We start from the raw sequence: 16,377 nt of genomic DNA on the forward strand, positions 1-16,377 counted from the left end.
GGCGACCGCGAACGGGACTGCTCCCATGACCTGCGCCGCGCACCGACCCGGCGCGGCCCCCGTCGTAGGGTGGCCCGCATCATGAAGATCATCGACATTCCGGCGGGCTGGCCCGCCGACGAGGACGCCGCCCTGGCCGTCCAGCGGGAGCTGCGCGGCCGGCTCGTGCGCGACGAGGAGGGGCCGGTCGTCGGCGAGGGTCACGTCACCGGTCTCGACGTGGCCTATGACGACGAGCGGGACCTCGTCGCCGCCGCGGCCGTCGTCCTCGACGCGCGGACCCTGGACGTGGTGGAGGAGGCCACGGCGGTCGGCCGGGTCTCCTTCCCCTACGTCCCCGGGCTCCTCGCCTTCCGCGAGATCCCGACCGTGCTCGCCGCCCTGGACGCCCTGACCGCCGACCCGGGCCTCCTCGTCTGCGACGGCTACGGCCTCGCCCACCCCCGCCGCTTCGGCCTCGCCAGCCACCTCGGGGTGCTCACCGGACGAGCGTCCATCGGCGTCGCCAAGAACCCCTTCACCTTCACGTACGAGCAGCCCGGCACCGCCCGGGGCGACGCGTCCCCGCTCCTTGCCGAGGGCGAGGAGGTGGGCCGGGCCCTGCGCACCCAGGCGGGGGTGAAGCCGGTGTTCGTGTCGGTCGGCCACCGCGTCTCCCTGGCCAACGCCTGCGCCCACACCCTCCACCTCGCCCCGCGGTTCCGGATCCCGGAGACCACGCGGCACGCCGACTCGCTCTGCCGGCGGGCCCTCGCGGAGGCACTCGGTTCCGTCTGAGTACGCGTACGGATTCCGGTCCGCCGCCCGGCCCGGCAGAGTGGGGCCCATGACAACTCCCCTTTCCGTTCCGCCGCGTTCGACCGGGCGCGGCCTGACTCTGGTCCTCGCCGCCGCCGGCGCCCTCGCCCTGGCCTGGACCTGCGCCATCCTGTACGTCCTCACCACCTGGACGCTCGGGTGATCGGGCGGCTGCGGTGCGTCGTCCTCGACTGCCCCGACGCTCGTGAACTGGCAGATTTCTACCGGCAGTTGATCGGCGGAGAGGTCGGAAGCCCCGATCCCCGCTGGGCCGTCGGCGAAGGCGCCGCCGTCCTGCGCGGCGCGGACGGCCCGGTCCTCGCCTTCCAGGGCGTCGCCGACCACCGCCCGCCCGTCTGGGGCGCGCCCGAGCAGCAGTTCCTCCTCGACGTGCGGGTCGACGACCTGGCCGCCGCGCACGAGGCCGTCGTCGCCCTCGGAGCCGTACCGCTCGACGGGGAGACCGGCGACGCCCTGTGGCGCGTCTACGCGGACCCGGCCGGCCACCCCTTCCGGCTCGTACGACCCTGACCGCAGGGGGCCGCCTGCGAGGGGACGGAGCCACCACGGGGGCCACAGGCTAGTCCGCCGTGACCCCCCAGTAGCCGATCTCCGACGGCTCACCGTCCGCGTACAGGACCGTGCAGCGGCCGAGGCCGCGGCGGGGGAAGAGTTCGTGGTCGGCGCGCAGGGCCGCCCGCCACTCCGCCGACGTCGGCTTGCCGTGCGGGCACCAGGCGCGCAGCTCCTCCTCCGTCACCGGGCGCATGTAGGGGCCGCGCTCGGGCTCCGTCGCGTCGACCGTGTGGATCTGGTCCAGGACGGTGCCCGTGCCACCGGTGAAGATGAACTCGGCCCAGTCCTCGCTCTCCCACAGCTCCGCGACGGTGCGGCCCGGAAAGCCGCGGTCGTCCTTGGCCAGTTCCGCCTCCTGCGCCCGGCGGAACGCGACCGCCGGGTCGCTGTCGTACGGTCCCGTCTGCCACCAGCTGTCCCCGCCCACTGTCCTGCCTCTCAGTCGCTCTTCCGTTCGAGGCGAAGCCTAGGGGCGGGGTACGACAACGCGGCCCGGCACGGGCGCCGTTCAGCCCCGGTGCGCCACCCGGAAGCGGATGCCCGCCGACTGGAGGCGGGTCGTCAGGGCGTCGCCCATCGCCGCCGCCGTCGTCACCTGGCCCGCGGTCTTCGGCAGGGGGTCGAAGGCGAGGCAGAGGGCCGACTCGGCGAGCATTTTCGCCGTCTCGTCGTAGCCCGGGTCGCCGCCCGAGACCTCGGTGAAGACCCGCCGCCCGCCGCCCTCGCCCACGAACCGGACCGAGAACCAGCTGCGGGCGCGCCGCTCGGCCGACGGCCCCCGGCCCGAGGAGTAGCGGCCCATCAGCCAGGAGCGCACGGGCGGTAGTTGGGCCGCCGCGACGCCCGCGCCGACGACCGCGGCGCCCCCGAGGGCCATCGGGAGGGTCTTCACGGAGGCGTAGTGCCGGTAGCGGAAGTCCGGCCCGTACCGTTCGAGGGTCGCGGCCGAGCGGGCCACGACCTGCGGGTCGAGCGTCGGCAGCGGCAGCGCCCACGTGCCCGTCTCCCGGCTGAACCGGGGTCCGCCGAGCGGCGCGCGGGCCCGGCGGCCCACCAGGCGCGGTTCGTGCAGGCGCCGTTCGTGCGCGGCCCGCAGGATCTGCCGGCCCCGGCCGAACGCGGTCAGCGCCGAGGCGAAGGTGCCGCCGGAGAACGCGGCCCCGGCCCGCACGAAGCCGTCGACGCGCAGCGGCACGCCCTCCGGCAGCTGCCGGACCGTGAAGTGGACGCCCAGGTCGTGCGGGACGGAGTCGAAGCCGCAGGCGTGCACGATCCGGGCGCCGGTCTCCCGGGCCCGCGCGTCGTGCCGTACGAACATGAGGTCCACGAACTCGGACTCGCCCGTCAGGTCCAGATAGTCCGTGCCCGCCTCCGCGCAGGCCGCGACCAGTGGCTCGCCGTACCAGACGTACGGGCCCACGGTCGTGGCCACCACCCGCGCGGATTCGGCGAGTTCGCGCAGGGAGCCGGGATCGGCCGAGTCCGCGACGACCAGCGGAAGGGCGGCGAGGTGCGGCCGGCCCGCGGCGAGCCGCTCCCGCAGCGCCTCCAGCTTGCCGAGGCTGCGCCCGGCGAGCGCCCAGCGGCACTCCGTCGGGGCGTGCTCGGCCAGGTACTCCGCGGTGAGCTCGCCCACGAAGCCCGTCGCCCCGAAAAGCACCACGTCGTACGGTCTGGCTCCGGTCTCGCGTCCCACGCCCGCCCCTGTCTCCATCAAGACCCTCGTCTCGGCCGTACCGCGCCGCCGCGCGCGGTTGTCGTCGGCGGAGGATAGCGGAAGTCCGGCCCCGCACATTTTCCAAGCGCTTGCTCGGCCGGGGGGCTTGTGCCGAGTGGAACCCGTTCCTAGCATCTCCGGTGTTACATCATTGGTGTCACACACTCCTGGGGGCTCGATGAGCACGACGCACACCGCCCGCAACGGCCCGCTGACGGGCGTGCGCGTGGTCGAACTCGCCGGGATCGGCCCCGGCCCCTTCGCCGCCATGCTCCTCGCCGACCTCGGCGCCGACGTCGTCCGCGTCGACCGCCCCGGCGGCGCCGGCCTCGGCATCGACCCCGCCCGCGACCTCACCAACCGCAACAAGCGCTCCGTCCTCGTCGACCTCAAGGCCGAGGACGGCCCCGCCACCGTGCTCGACCTCGTCGAGCGGGCCGACATCCTCGTCGAGGGCTACCGGCCCGGCGTCGCCGAGCGCCTCGGCGTCGGCCCCGAGGCCTGCCTCGCCCGCAACCCGCGCCTCGTCTACGGCCGGATGACCGGCTGGGGCCAGGACGGCCCGCTCGCCCCCACCGCGGGACACGACATCGGGTACATCGCGATCACCGGCGCCCTCGGCATGATCGGCCCCGACCCGGACGGCCCGCCGACGATCCCCGCCAACCTCGTCGGCGACTACGCGGGAGGCTCCCTCTACCTCGTCATCGGCGTCCTCGCCGCCCTCCAGCACGCCCGGACGCGCGGCGAGGGCCAGGTCGTCGACGCCGCCATCGTCGACGGCACCGCCCACCTCACCACCATGATCCACGGCATGCTCGCGGCCGGCGGCTGGCAGGACCGGCGCGGCGTGAACCTGCTCGACGGCGGCTGCCCCTTCTACGGCGTGTACGAGACCTCCGACGGCGGCCACATGGCGGTCGGGGCCCTTGAGGAGCAGTTCTACGCGGAGTTCGTCCGCCTCCTCGGCGTCGAGGACCTCGCCCCCGCCCGCCGCGACCTCGCCCGCTGGCCCGAGCTGCGCGCGGCCGTCGCCGACCGCTTCCGGAGCCGTACCCGCGAGGAGTGGACGGCCGTCTTCGCGGGCACGGACGCCTGCGTCGCCCCGGTCCTCTCCCTCCGCGAGGCACCCTCCCATCCGCACCTCGCCGCCCGCGGCACCTTCACCGAGCGGGACGGGACCGCCCAGCCCGCCCCCGCACCCCGCTTCTCCGTCACCCCCGGCACCCTCCGCACGGGCCCCGCCCTGCCCGGTGCCGACACCGCAGAGGTCGCCCGCGACTGGTCCGTACCCAGCCTGAAGACCCAGGAGCCCGAAGCATGAAGCGTCAGCTCTACACCGAGGACCACGAGGCCTTCCGCGCGACGGTGCGCACCTTCCTGGAGAAGGAGGTGCTGCCGCACTACGCGCAGTGGGAGAAGGACGGCATCGTCTCCCGCGAGGTCTGGCTCGCCGCCGGACGGCAGGGCCTCCTCGGGCTCGCCGTCGACGAGGAGTACGGAGGCGGCGGGAACCCCGACTTCCGCTACGGCGCCGTCCTCGCCGAGGAGTTCACCCGCGCGGGCGCCCCCGGGCTCGCCATCGGCCTGCACAACGACATCATCGGCCCGTACCTGACCTCGCTCGCCACCGAGGAGCAGAAGCGGCGCTGGCTGCCCGGCTTCTGCTCGGGCGAGATCATCACCGCCATCGCCATGACGGAACCCGGCGCCGGCTCCGACCTCCAGGGCATCCGCACCACCGCCGAGGACCACGGCGACCACTGGATCCTCAACGGCTCCAAGACCTTCATCTCCAACGGCATCCTCGCCGACCTCGTGGTCGTCGTCGCCAAGACCACCCCCGAGGGCGGCGCCCACGGCCTCTCCCTCCTCGTCGTGGAGCGCGGCGCGGAGGGCTTCGAGCGCGGCCGGAACCTCGACAAGATCGGCCAGAAGTCGCAGGACACCGCCGAACTCTTCTTCACCGACGTCCGCGTCCCGAAGGAGAACCTGCTCGGCGAGCTCAACGGCGCCTTCATCCACCTCATGACCAACCTCGCCCAGGAGCGCCTGGCCATCGCCGTCGCCGGCATCGCCGGGGCCGAGCACCTCCTGGAGCTCACCACCACGTACGTCAAGGAGCGCGAGGCCTTCGGCCGTCCGCTCTCCCGGCTCCAGCACATCCGCTTCGAGATCGCCGAGATGGCCACCGAGTGCGCCGTCACCCGGACCTTCGTCGACCGCTGCATCGAGGAGCACGCGGCCGGGGCCCTCGACGCCGTCCACGCCTCCATGGCCAAGTGGTGGGCGACCGAGCTGCAGAAGCGGGTCGCCGACCGCTGCCTGCAACTGCACGGCGGATACGGCTACATGAGCGAATTCCCCGTCGCGCGTGCCTTCACCGACGGCCGGATCCAGACCATCTACGGCGGTACGACCGAGATCATGAAGGAGATCATCGGCCGCTCCCTCCTCGGCTGACCCCCCCGCACCCCTCGAAGACCCCTCATCGCGAAAGGCTTCCCGTGAGCACCGAAGCGTACGTGTACGACGCGATCCGCACCCCGCGCGGACGCGGCAAGGCAAACGGCTCCCTGCACGGCACCAAGCCCATCGACCTGGTCGTCGGTCTCATCCGGGAGATCCAGGCCCGCCACCCCGGACTCGACCCGGCCGCCATCGACGACATCGTCCTCGGCGTCGTCGGCCCGGTCGGCGACCAGGGCTCGGACATCGCCCGGATCGCCGCCATCGCCGCCGGACTCCCCGACACCGTCGCCGGCGTCCAGGAGAACCGCTTCTGCGCCTCCGGCCTCGAAGCGGTCAACATGGCCGCGATGAAGATCCGCTCCGGCTGGGAGGACCTGGTCCTCGCCGGCGGCGTCGAGTCCATGTCGCGCGTCCCGATGGCCTCCGACGGCGGTGCCTGGTTCGCCGACCCGATGACGAACATGGCGACGAACTTCGTCCCCCAGGGCATCGGCGCCGACCTCATCGCCACCATCGAGGGCTTCAGCCGCCGCGACGTCGACGAGTACGCCGCCCTCTCCCAGGAGCGCGCCGCCGCCGCCGTCAAGGACGGCCGCTTCGCCCGCTCGATCGTCCCCGTCAAGGACCGCGCCGGACTCACCGTCCTCGACCACGACGAGTTCCTGCGCCCCGGCACCACCGCCGACACCCTCGCCCGCCTCAAGCCCTCCTTCAAGGACATCGGCGAGCTCGGCGGCTTCGACGCGGTCGCCCTGCAGAAGTACCACTGGGTCGAGGAGATCGACCACGTCCACCACGCGGGCAACTCCTCCGGCATCGTCGACGGCGCCTCCCTCGTCGCCATCGGCTCCAAGGAGGTCGGCGAGCGGTACGGGCTCACGCCGCGCGCCCGGATCGTCTCCGCGGCCGTCTCCGGCTCCGAGCCGACCATCATGCTCACCGGCCCCGCCCCGGCCACCCGCAAGGCGCTCGCCAAGGCCGGACTCACCATCGACGACATCGACCTCGTCGAGATCAACGAGGCCTTCGCGGCCGTCGTCCTGCGCTTCGTCAAGGACATGGGCATCTCCCTGGACAAGGTCAACGTCAACGGCGGCGCCATCGCGCTCGGCCACCCGCTCGGCGCCACCGGCGCGATGATCCTCGGCACCCTCGTCGACGAGCTGGAGCGCCAGGACAAGCGCTACGGCCTCGCCACCCTCTGCGTGGGCGGCGGCATGGGCATCGCCACCGTCGTCGAGCGCGTCTGACCGTCCCGTCCGCACCCCTCACCCACGGAGAAGCAGCAGTCATGAGCGAGAGCACCACCATTCGCTGGGAGCAGGACGAGACCGGGATCGTCACCCTCGTCCTCGACGACCCCAACCAGTCCGCCAACACCATGAACCAGGCCTTCCGGGCCTCGATCAAGGCGATCGCCGACCGCGTGGAGGCCGAGAAGGACTCCATCCGCGGCATCATCTACACCTCCGCGAAGAAGACCTTCTTCGCCGGCGGCGACCTCAAGGACATGATCAAGGCGGGCCCCGAGCACGCCCAGGACATCTTCGACTCCGCCATCGAGATCAAGAACGCGCTGCGCCGCATCGAGACCCTCGGCAAGCCGGTCGTCGCCGCGATCAACGGCGCCGCGCTCGGCGGCGGCTACGAGATCGCCCTCGCCTCCCACCACCGCGTCGCCCTCGACGCGCCCGGCTCCAAGATCGGCCTGCCCGAGGTCACCCTGGGCCTGCTGCCGGGCGGCGGCGGCGTCGCCCGCACCGTGCGCCTCATGGGCATCACCGACGCCCTCCTCAAGGTGCTGCTCCAGGGCACCCAGTACGCCCCGAAGCGCGCCCTGGACAACGGCCTCGTCCACGAGGTGGCCGCCACCGCCGAGGAGATGATGGCCAAGGCCATCGCCTTCATCGACGCGCACCCGGAGTCCCACCAGCCCTGGGACGTCCCCGGCCACCGCATCCCCGGCGGCACCCCGTCGAACCCGAAGTTCGCCGCCAACCTCCCCGCCTTCCCGGCCAACCTGCGCAAGCAGCTGAACGGCGCGCCCTACCCGGCGCCGAAGGCCATCATGGCCGCCGCGGTCGAGGGCTCCCAGGTCGACTTCGAGACCGCCCTGACCATCGAGAGCCGCTACTTCACCGAGCTGGTCATCGGCCAGACCGCGAAGAACATGATCCAGGCGTTCTTCTTCGACCTCCAGGCGGTGAACTCGGGCGCGAGCCGCCCGAAGGACGTGGAGAAGCGGCAGGTCCGCAAGGTCGCCGTGCTCGGCGCCGGCATGATGGGCGCCGGCATCGCGTACTCCTGCGCCCGCGCCGGCATCGAGGTCGTCCTCAAGGACGTCTCCGCCGAGTCGGCCGCGAAGGGCAAGGCGTACTCCGAGAAGCTCTGCGCCAAGGCGGTCTCCCGGGGCCGTACGACCCAGGAGAAGGCCGACGCCCTCCTCGCCCGCATCACGCCCACCGCCGACGTGGCGGACCTGGCCGGCTGCGACGCGGTCATCGAGGCGGTCTTCGAGGACACGGCGCTCAAGCACAAGGTCTTCCAGGAGATCGAGAACGTCGTCGCCCCCGACGCCCTCCTCTGCTCCAACACCTCCACCCTCCCCATCTCCGTCCTCGCCGAGGGCGTCGAGCGCCAGACCGACTTCATCGGACTGCACTTCTTCTCGCCGGTCGACAAGATGCCGCTCGTCGAGATCATCAAGGGCGAGCGGACCGGCGACGAGGCCCTGGCCCGCGCGTTCGACCTGGTCCGCCAGATCAACAAGACGCCGATCGTCGTCAACGACTCGCGCGGCTTCTTCACCTCACGGGTGATCGGCCACTTCATCAACGAGGGCGTCGCCATGGTCGGCGAGGGTATCGAGCCCGCCTCGATCGAGCAGGCCGCCGCCCAGGCCGGCTACCCGGCGAAGGTCCTCTCCCTCATGGACGAGCTGACCCTCACCCTGCCCCGCAAGATCCGCAACGAGACCCGGCGGGCGGTCGAGGAGGCCGGCGGGACCTGGGTCACGCACCCGGGCGAGGCCGTCATCGACCGCATGGTCGACGAGTTCGGGCGCCCGGGGCGCAGCGGCGGCGCGGGCTTCTACGAGTACGGCGAGGACGGCAGTCGCGGCAAGCTGTGGCCGGGCCTGCGCGAGCACTTCGCGAAGCCGGGGTACGAGATCCCGTTCCGCGACATGCAGGAGCGGATGCTGTTCTCCGAGGCCCTGGACACCGTCCGGCTCCTGGAGGAGGGCGTCCTGACCTCGGTCGCCGACGCCAACATCGGCTCCATCATGGGCATCGGCTTCCCGGCCTGGACCGGCGGCATCCTGCAGTACGTCAACGGGTACGAGGGCGGGGTCGCCGGCTTCGTCGCCCGGGCGCGCGAGCTGGCGCGGACGTACGGCGAGCGGTTCGAGCCGCCGGCCCTCCTGGTGGAGAAGGCGGACCGGGGCGAGACCTTCACCGACTCCTGAAGGCGGTCCTCAGCTCCTCGCTCAGCGAGCGCTGAAAAGCGGTGAGGAGGGCCTGGACCACCATCGGCTGCATGTGCGCCGAGAGCGACTTCATCGCGCTCAGGTGGTCCGGGTCCTCCCCGCTCTCCCGGTACGGGCTCCACACCTCGTCCCGGAAGAGCCGGGAGAGCTCCTGGGCGGCCGCGCGCGCGTGCTCCAGGAGCACGGTCCGGGAGGCGAGGATGGTCTCGTGCTCGATGGGCACGTCGAGCAGTTCGACCCCGAGCCGCAGCAGCGCCCCGTCGAGCCGGTACGTATCGGCCTCCTCGGTCCGGTCGAGCACCCCCATCGCGGCGAGCCGGTCCACGTCCCGCTCGGTCAGCGCCCGCCCGGCCCGCCGCTCCAGCTCGCGCCGGGTGATGGTCTCGGCGGACTCGGGCGCCCAGGAGGCGACGAGGGCCCGGTGGATCGCCAGGTCCTGCGCGCTGAGGTCGGGCGGCAGCTGCTCCAGATAGCGCTCGATCGCGGCCAGCGTCATCCCCTGCCGCTGCAACTCCTCGATGAGCGCGAGCCGCGAGAGATGGTCGGCGCCGTACCGCCCGACCCGCCGCGGCCCGATGACGGGCGGCGGCAGCAGCCCCCGGGTCCCGTAGAACCGCACGGTCCGCACGGTGACCCCGGCCCGTGCGGCCAGCTCGTCCACGGTGTAGCCGGGCACCAGGTCGTCGTCGCTCACGTCCTCCATGGTTCAACAGTATTGCTGTCTCACCAGCGCTGTAAAAGACCTGGGGGAGACCGGATCAGAGGGGGGCGGGCGAGGACAGGGCCGTGTCGACCGAGGCGAAGGTGACGCCGTGGTCGGCCAGCGCCTCGGCGACGACGCCGCCGAGGGTGGTGAGGGCCAGGAGGAGGTGCTCGTCGCCGATCTCCCGGTCCTTGCGGGCCAGGGCCACGCGGAGCGACTTCTCCAGGACGGTCTTCGCCTCGCGGGAGAAGCTGAGCCGGCCCGACCACCACCCGCCGTCCTTGCGGTCGCCGGTCAGCGCGCCCGCGCCGTGGGTCTCCTCGACGCGTTCGACGATCGCGCCGACGTCGATGCCGAGGCCGGCCAGCGCCTCCGCGTCCGCCCGGGACAGTCCGGCCCGGCGGCGCGCCTCGGCGAGTGCGGAGAGCAGGGACGGGCGCCGCTCCGGCGGGCACAGCCGCCCGAGCACCGCCGCCGCGCGGCTGTCCTCGCGGTCGAGCAGGGCCAGGAGGAGGTGCTCCGGGGTGACGACGGCGGCGCCGCCGCGCTCCGCGTGCGCGGCCGCCCCCTTCACCGTGGCACGCGCGGCCTTCGTGAACCGTTCGAACATCACTGCCTCCCGTACTTCTTGTGGACTGCCTGCCGGCTGACACCCAGCTCGGTGGCGATCTCCTGCCACGACCATCCCTGGTTGCGCGCGCTGCGCACCTGGACGGCCTCCAGCTGTTCGAGCAGTCGCCGCAGGGCGGAGACGGCCCGCAGCCCGACCCGGGGGTCGCGGTCGCCGGCCCGTGCGGCGAGATCGGTCGCATCGGTCATGTTGTCAATGTAGGTTGACACGCCTCGCGCGTCAACCCTGGTTGACGTTCCGCACGCCACGGCACTGTCGGTGCCGCGTCCTACGGTGACCCCATGACCGTGATCGAATACGTACGAGGGGACGCCACCGCGCCGCGGGGGAAGGGCGTCCGGATCATCGCCCATGTCTGCAACGACCTGGGCGGCTGGGGGAAGGGCTTCGTGCTGGCCGTCTCGCGGCGCTGGCCGGAGCCCGAGGCGGCCTTCCGGCGCTGGCACCGGGAGCGGGCGGGCAACGACTTCGGGCTCGGCGCGGCCCAGTTCGTCCAGGTCTCCCCGTACCTCTGGGTGGCGAACCTGGTGGGCCAGCGGGGGATACGCACCGGTCGGAGCAGCGGCGTCCCCGTGCGGTACGAGGCGATCGACGCGGCCCTCGGGCTGCTGGCGGACAAGGCCGTCGAGCTCGGGGCCTCGGTCCACATGCCCCGGATCGGCTGCGGGCTCGCCGGCGGCACCTGGGACCGGGTGGAGCCGCTGGTCCGGGAGCGGCTGGCGGCGCGGGGGATACCGGTCACCGTGTACGACTTCGGCGGGTAACGGGCGTGGGGGCGGGGCGTCGCACGGGCTTTCGAGCGGGCGGGCTAGAGTCGGCGGCTGTTCGCATCGGGGGCACAGGAACACAGGGGAGAGAGATGTACGCGCAACTCAGGGAGACGGCCGCCGAGTTGGCCGGAGTCCTGTGGCGGGAGCACACCGTCTACCGGGAGCGGGGCGGCGGTGTGGTGATCCGGGGCGAGCACGTGCGGCGCTGGATCAGCCTCGCCCCGACCGGGGGCAAGGACCGGGCGCTGCTGCGCGCCGGGCGGATCCTGGACGGCGGGACGACCGCCCCGGCCCGTACGGAGGTGGTCGTCGACCTGACGGCGGGGACGTCGGAGCTCGCGACCGTCTGCCGCCGGCTGCTCGCCGATGTCGCCGCGGCCGCCGAGCCGGTGCGGGAGGAGAGCGGGGGCGGGAAGACGGGCCGGGGGCGGAGGGAGGAGAGGAAGGGGCGGACGGCCCGCGCCGACCGCCCCGCCCGGCCGCCCCGCAGGGAGCGGCACACGAGTCCGGGTTCCTTCTTCGTCCTGCTCTGCGTCGCCGGAGTGCTCGGCGTCTGGCTCTACGGCGTCTTCGGCGGCTACGGGTACTGACGCGGTCCGGGGCCCGGGTCAGTACGCCGTCACGGGGTAGTGGTCGGAGAGGTTGGTGTACGTGTACTGCGTGCCCCAGCTGGACACCGTCCACGGCGCGCTCTGCTCCAGGACCACGTTGTTGGTCCAGCCGGCGGGCCGGGCGTTCCCGGAGCGGTAGAGGACGTAGTCGAGGTCCTCGCGCGGGTCGTCCGGGTAGCGGTAGGACGCGATCGAGTTCAGCTCGGTGTCGAAGGAGTACGGGTGACCGGTGCGGGCGTCGGCCGGCGCCAGGTCCGCGTCGGCGAGCATCGTGCCGTACTCGGGGGTGCGCGAGTCGACGTTCATGTCACCGGCGACGATGACCTGCTCGTTCGCCGGGATGTTCTTGGCGTCGAGGAAGGCGTCGATCGTCTTGAACTGCCGGCTGCGCATCTGCGCCGCCTCGCCCGCCGAGCAGCCGGGGTCGGTGGACTGCGCGTGCGTGCCGACGACGTGCACGCGGGTGCCGTTCACGTCCAGCACCGTGTAGGCGAAGCCCTTGTTCGAGTACCAGTCGGCGCCGCAGGCGTCCTTGTAGACGTACTGCTCCTTGCGGACGATCGGCCACTTGCTGAGGATCGTCACCCCTCCGTCCTCGGGCGTGGTCGAGGAGTAGGCCCCGCCGGTGGCGTCCCAGCCCGTCTTGCTGCGGCCCACGACGGGCGTCTGGTACGGGTACTGCGCGGCGGCGTTCGCCTTGAGGGCGTCCGAGGCGGAGTTGTCGAAGGTCTCCTGGAGCACCACGACGTCCTGCCCCTGGAAGAAGGAGGCGGCGGGGATCGCCTTGGCCCGGTGGTCCTGGCCCCAGTTCGGGTACAGGGTCTTGGAGAACAGGAACGTGTTGTACGTGAGCACCTTCAGGCGCGGGGCCTCCGTGGCGGCGGCGGACGCGGCCGGGGCGGACGTCGCCAGGGTGGCGGCGGCGAGCGCGAGCGAAAGGGCGGCGCCGGGGGCGCGGCGGAGCGCGGCGAACGACACGTGAACTCCCGTGAGTACGTGGGGGGTTGGGCTGGCGCGCACATACAATCAGCCGTGGTTACCTTCCGGTAGCCTCTGGGTGCCGGGAATCTTGCCGAGCTCGCAAGATCACGCCAACTCTCTGGCCGGTGTCTGATTTGTCACTTTTTGGAGCAGGTAGAATGCGCGCATGACCCTCGCGACGAACTCCACTGTCTTCAAGATGGACCTCGGTCCGCTCAACCCCGTCTGGGCCGAGCTCATCCTCGGTCTGGTGTTGTTCGGGCTCACCTTCCTGATCCTGGCGAAGGGCATCCTTCCGAAGATCAAGCGCACCCTCGACCAGCGCGACGACGCCATCGAGGGCGGCACCGGGCGCGCCGACGACCTGCGCTCCGAGGCCACCGCCATCCGCGAGCAGTACGAGGCGGAGCTCGCCGAGGCCCGCCACGAGGCCGCGCGCATCCGCTCCCAGGCCACCGAGGAGGGCTCGGCCGCCATCGCCGCCGCCCGCGCCGAGGGCCAGGCCGAGCGCGACGCGATCCTCGCCGCCGGCACCGCCAAGATCGCCGAGGAGCGCGCGGCCGCCGAGCGCGAGCTCAACGCCGACGTCGACGCCTGGGCCCACGCCCTCGCCGCCCGCATCGTCGGCGAGCCGGTCGGCGCGGACCGCGCCTGACCCCGTACTCCCCGGAAGGGGCCGTCACCCGGGCCGCAGCGCCCGGGTGACGGCCCCTTCGTCATGGGTGCAGCCTGGACAGAGGAGGAGAAGGCGATGGCCATGGACCGTGTGAAGCCGCTCGACCGGGCCCCGGCCGGTCACGACCCCGTGCCCCCGCCCGTCGGCGGAGTGCTGTGGAGCGTCGCGGGGGACGTCCGGGCGCTCCTCATGCTGCCCGCCGCCCTCACCCTCCAGGTCGCCCACCCCGCGATCGGCGCCGGCGTCGACGACCACTCCGTCTTCCGTACGGACCCCTGGGGGCGCGGCGAGCGCTCCCTTCGCTCGCTCCAGCTGTGGATCTACGGCGGCGAGGAAGCCGCCAGGGAGGGCCGCCGGCTCCGGGACCTGCACCGGACCATCCAGGGCACCGACGCCCACGGCCGCCGCTACCACGCCCTCACCCCGGCCTACTACTCCTGGGTGCACGCGACCGGCTTCCCGATCTACCGGCACGGGCTCCGCCTCCTCGCCCGCCCGCTGACCGAGGCGCAGGAACGGCAGCTGTACGCGGAGTGGCTCCAGGTCGGCCGGATCCTCGGCATCCACGACCGGGACATGCCGCAGACGATCGAGGAGTTCTGGCCGTACTACCGGAAGGTCCTCGCCGAGGAGATCGAGGCCACCACCGTCGTGCGGGAGCTGCTCGACACCGACCTGCCGCTGCCCGCCCCGGACCGCGGCCCGCTGCCGCTCCGGCTCGTCCTCCGGCTCCTCTGGCCCGTCCTCCGCCGTCCCTTCCTGCGGCTGCGCGCCTTCCTCACCGTGGGCCTGATGCCGCCGGACGCCCGCGAGGCGATCGGCCTGGAGTGGACGGACGCCCAGGAGCGCACCCTGCGCCGGTTCGCCCGGGTCGTGCGGGCCGTGGTCCCGGTCCTCCCGGAGCGCCTGCGCTACCTCCCCCTGGCCCGCAAAGCCCGCGAGGCCGCCCGCCGCGCGAAGCCCGTTGTGGGCATGCGTTCCTCCCCCAGACTTCGTCCGGGAGGTGCCCCCAGAGCGGAACGGGTGGGCACAACGGACGGCGCCTCTGCCGGCGCCAAAGGCTCCCGCGTCTGAGCCCGCACCCCTGGCGACGGCGCCTCTGCCGGCGCCAGAGGCTCCCGCGTCTGAGCCCGCACCCCTGGTGACGGCGCACGGTGGTGCGGGTCCAGGCGCGGAACGTGGGGGCGCCGCTGGAGGGCGCCGTCCCGTGCGCCCACCCTCCCCCCCAAGCTCTCGGCTTCGCTCGAGCAGGGGGACCCCCATCGCCCTGCGGGACGATTGCCCACACGGCAGCGGGGGCGGGCCGCAGTCGGGCCGGCGCCCTGACCCGCGGCCCGGATCAGTGACCCGTGTGGTTCCCCGCGGTCTCGTTCTCGTGGATCGTGTTCGTCTCCGCGATCTTCTTCCACGACTTCGGCTGCGCGGGCTTCGCCGGCCTCGCGGCGGAGCGGGACGACGGCGCCACCGCGGCGGCGGACAGGCCCGCCGCCGTCGCCGACGGGGCGGACGGCTTCGACGGCTGGTACAGCCAGGTGTCGAAGAGGCCGGCGAGCGGCCTGCCGGAGATCCGCTCCGCGTACCGCACGAAGTCCGAGACGTGCGCGTTGCCGTAGGCGAACTCCTGCGGCCAGCCCTTCAGGATCGCGAAGAAGGTCTCGTCGCCGACCTCGTTGCGCAGCGCCTGGAGCGCCAGCGCGCCCCGGTCGTACACGGCGATGTGGAACTGGTTGTCGGCGCCCGGGTCACCCGGCTTCACCGTCCAGAACGGGTCCTCGGCCGCCCGCGTGGCGTACACGTAGTCCGCCAGCTCCTGGGCCGTGCCCTCGCCCTCCTTCTCCGACCACAGCCACTGGCTGTAGCGGGCGAAGCCCTCGTTGACCCAGATGTCCTTCCAGTCCTTGACGGACACGCTGTCGCCGTACCACTGGTGCGCCAGCTCGTGGACGACCACCGACACGTTCGCGCCGTTGGCGAACTGCCGCGGGCTGTAGAACGGACGGGTCTGCGTCTCCAGGGCGAAGCCGCTGGTCACGTTCGGCACGTAGCCGCCGAGGGCGTTGAAGGGGTAGGGCCCGAAGACCGACTCCAGCCACTCCGCCACCTCGGTCGTGCGCTCGATCGAGGCGCGCGCCGCGCCCGCGTTGTCGCCGAGGTCCTTGCTGTAGGCGTTGAGGACGGGCAGCCCGTTCGCGGTCTTGTCCGTCGTGATGTCGAACCTGCCGACGGCGAGCGTCGCCAGGTACGTCGCCTGCGGCTTGTTGGAGCGCCAGTTGTAGCGCGTCCAGCCGAGCCGCGAGGACTGCGACTGCAGCACGCCGTTGCTGATGGCCTGGTGGCCGTCCGGCACGAGGACCGACACGTCGAAGGTCGCCTTGTCCAGCGGGTGGTCGTTGGACGGGAACCACCAGACGGCCGAGTCAGGCTCCTGCGCGGCCACGGCGCCGTCCGGGGTGCGGGCCCAGGCCGACCAGCCGTCGATCTTGAACTCGGAGGGCTTGCCCGCGTAGCGGACGACCACCGAGATCGGCGTGTTCTTCGCCAGCGGGCTCGCCGGGGTGACCTCCAGCTCGTGGTCGCCCGAGGTGGCGAACTTCGCCACGCGGCCGTTCACCCGGATCTCACTGACCTTCAGGCCGAGGTCCAGATTGAAGCGGGACAGGTCCTGCGTGGTGGTGGCGAGGATCGTCGCCGTGCCCTCCAGGAGGTCCGTGGCCGGCTGGTACTTCAGGCGCAGGTCGTAATGGGAGACGTCGTAGCCGCCGTTGCCGCTGGCGGGGTAGTAGGAGTCGCCGATGCCCGGGGCGCCCGGGTTGAAGGAGGCGGCCGATGCCGGGATCGCCAGCAGCAGCGAGGCCGCGAGGGCGCTCGGAACGATGAGTCTGCGGTGCACAGGTGCTCCCCAAGTCATAAGAAACGTAAGACGCGCGGGTGGTCGTCGGTCCTTAGCTCGGACCC

General features: G+C 72.6%; 18 protein-coding genes. 11 read left to right on the top strand and 7 right to left on the bottom strand.

The features are described 5' to 3' along the window. The first annotated feature begins 81 nt into the window (after positions 1-81). The 3 genes from ABT041_RS20315 to ABT041_RS20325 are packed head-to-tail and all read left to right on the top strand — an operon-like array spanning position 82 to position 1,329. Complete coding sequence (locus ABT041_RS20315) at positions 82-777, top strand: endonuclease V (protein ID WP_351186293.1); 696 nt, start codon at positions 82-84, stop codon at positions 775-777. 49 nt (positions 778-826) lie between these two features. Then, positions 827-961 carry a morphogenic membrane protein MmpA gene (gene mmpA, locus ABT041_RS20320; RefSeq protein WP_351186295.1) on the top strand — a complete coding sequence of 45 codons (135 nt, stop codon included), beginning with the start codon at positions 827-829 and terminating at the stop codon, positions 959-961. Beyond that, the gene (locus tag ABT041_RS20325; protein WP_351186297.1) at positions 958-1,329 is read left to right on the top strand and encodes a VOC family protein; all 372 of its coding nucleotides are present in this window, start codon (positions 958-960) and stop codon (positions 1,327-1,329) included. The genes mmpA and ABT041_RS20325 overlap by 4 nt, the downstream gene beginning before the upstream one ends. 49 nt (positions 1,330-1,378) lie before the next feature. Here the strand turns inward: ABT041_RS20325 and ABT041_RS20330 are convergent, their stop codons facing one another. Together ABT041_RS20330 and ABT041_RS20335 are read right to left on the bottom strand one after the other, a co-directional pair. Next, positions 1,379-1,801, bottom strand: coding sequence for a hypothetical protein (locus ABT041_RS20330; protein WP_351186299.1), 423 nt, complete (start codon positions 1,799-1,801; stop codon positions 1,379-1,381). An 81-nt stretch (positions 1,802-1,882) separates the two neighbouring features. After that, a complete protein-coding gene (locus ABT041_RS20335) occupies positions 1,883-3,088 on the bottom strand; it encodes a saccharopine dehydrogenase family protein (protein WP_502976546.1) in 1,206 nt (401 codons plus the stop codon). 181 nt (positions 3,089-3,269) lie between these two features. On the opposite strand from ABT041_RS20335, the gene ABT041_RS20340 reads away from it, so the two are divergent. Genes ABT041_RS20340 through ABT041_RS20355 form a run of 4 tightly spaced genes read left to right on the top strand, consistent with a single transcriptional unit; the run spans position 3,270 to position 9,029 of the window. Then, on the top strand, positions 3,270-4,415 hold the full coding sequence (locus ABT041_RS20340; protein WP_351186303.1) for a CaiB/BaiF CoA transferase family protein: 1,146 nt from the start codon (positions 3,270-3,272) through the stop codon (positions 4,413-4,415). Further along, the gene (locus tag ABT041_RS20345; RefSeq protein WP_351186305.1) at positions 4,412-5,554 is read left to right on the top strand and encodes an acyl-CoA dehydrogenase family protein; all 1,143 of its coding nucleotides are present in this window, start codon (positions 4,412-4,414) and stop codon (positions 5,552-5,554) included. The genes ABT041_RS20340 and ABT041_RS20345 overlap by 4 nt, the downstream gene beginning before the upstream one ends. A 44-nt stretch (positions 5,555-5,598) precedes the next feature. After that, on the top strand, positions 5,599-6,813 hold the full coding sequence (locus ABT041_RS20350; RefSeq protein WP_351186307.1) for an acetyl-CoA C-acetyltransferase: 1,215 nt from the start codon (positions 5,599-5,601) through the stop codon (positions 6,811-6,813). 41 nt (positions 6,814-6,854) lie between these two features. Then, on the top strand, positions 6,855-9,029 hold the full coding sequence (locus ABT041_RS20355) for a 3-hydroxyacyl-CoA dehydrogenase NAD-binding domain-containing protein (RefSeq protein WP_351186309.1): 2,175 nt from the start codon (positions 6,855-6,857) through the stop codon (positions 9,027-9,029). Here ABT041_RS20355 and ABT041_RS20360 read toward each other — a convergent pair. Genes ABT041_RS20360 through ABT041_RS20370 form a run of 3 tightly spaced genes read right to left on the bottom strand, consistent with a single transcriptional unit; the run spans position 9,016 to position 10,572 of the window. Continuing rightward, entirely contained in the window at positions 9,016-9,753 is a 738-nt protein-coding gene (locus tag ABT041_RS20360) for a MerR family transcriptional regulator (RefSeq protein ID WP_351186311.1), read from the bottom strand. The two genes, ABT041_RS20355 and ABT041_RS20360, sit on opposite strands and share 14 nt — an antisense overlap. A gap of 55 nt (positions 9,754-9,808) precedes the next feature. Next, on the bottom strand, positions 9,809-10,363 hold the full coding sequence (locus ABT041_RS20365; RefSeq protein ID WP_351186313.1) for a Clp protease N-terminal domain-containing protein: 555 nt from the start codon (positions 10,361-10,363) through the stop codon (positions 9,809-9,811). Then, positions 10,363-10,572 carry a helix-turn-helix domain-containing protein gene (locus tag ABT041_RS20370; RefSeq protein ID WP_030315760.1) on the bottom strand — a complete coding sequence of 70 codons (210 nt, stop codon included), beginning with the start codon at positions 10,570-10,572 and terminating at the stop codon, positions 10,363-10,365. The genes ABT041_RS20365 and ABT041_RS20370 overlap by 1 nt, the downstream gene beginning before the upstream one ends. 93 nt (positions 10,573-10,665) lie before the next feature. On the opposite strand from ABT041_RS20370, the gene ABT041_RS20375 reads away from it, so the two are divergent. Together ABT041_RS20375 and ABT041_RS20380 are read left to right on the top strand one after the other, a co-directional pair. Continuing rightward, positions 10,666-11,148: a macro domain-containing protein gene (locus tag ABT041_RS20375; protein ID WP_351186316.1), complete on the top strand. Its 483-nt coding sequence runs from the start codon at positions 10,666-10,668 to the stop codon at positions 11,146-11,148. 95 nt (positions 11,149-11,243) lie between these two features. After that, complete coding sequence (locus ABT041_RS20380; RefSeq protein WP_351186318.1) at positions 11,244-11,744, top strand: hypothetical protein; 501 nt, start codon at positions 11,244-11,246, stop codon at positions 11,742-11,744. An 18-nt stretch (positions 11,745-11,762) separates the two neighbouring features. On the opposite strand, the gene sph is transcribed toward ABT041_RS20380, so the two are convergent. After that, on the bottom strand, positions 11,763-12,743 hold the full coding sequence (gene sph / locus ABT041_RS20385; protein WP_351186320.1) for a sphingomyelin phosphodiesterase: 981 nt from the start codon (positions 12,741-12,743) through the stop codon (positions 11,763-11,765). Positions 12,744-12,912: 169 nt separating this feature from the next. Here sph and ABT041_RS20390 point away from each other — a divergent pair, with 169 nt between their 5' ends. Continuing rightward, the gene (locus tag ABT041_RS20390) at positions 12,913-13,401 is read left to right on the top strand and encodes a F0F1 ATP synthase subunit B family protein (protein WP_351186322.1); all 489 of its coding nucleotides are present in this window, start codon (positions 12,913-12,915) and stop codon (positions 13,399-13,401) included. A gap of 96 nt (positions 13,402-13,497) precedes the next feature. Beyond that, positions 13,498-14,496 carry an oxygenase MpaB family protein gene (locus ABT041_RS20395; RefSeq protein WP_351186324.1) on the top strand — a complete coding sequence of 333 codons (999 nt, stop codon included), beginning with the start codon at positions 13,498-13,500 and terminating at the stop codon, positions 14,494-14,496. 265 nt (positions 14,497-14,761) lie between these two features. Here ABT041_RS20395 and ABT041_RS20400 read toward each other — a convergent pair whose 3' ends face one another. Further along, positions 14,762-16,312: a M1 family metallopeptidase gene (locus ABT041_RS20400; RefSeq protein WP_351186326.1), complete on the bottom strand. Its 1,551-nt coding sequence runs from the start codon at positions 16,310-16,312 to the stop codon at positions 14,762-14,764. Positions 16,313-16,377 lie beyond the last annotated feature (65 nt).

Source organism: Streptomyces sp. NPDC002825, from assembly GCF_040295385.1.
Taxonomy (GTDB): Bacteria; Actinomycetota; Actinomycetes; order Streptomycetales; family Streptomycetaceae; genus Streptomyces.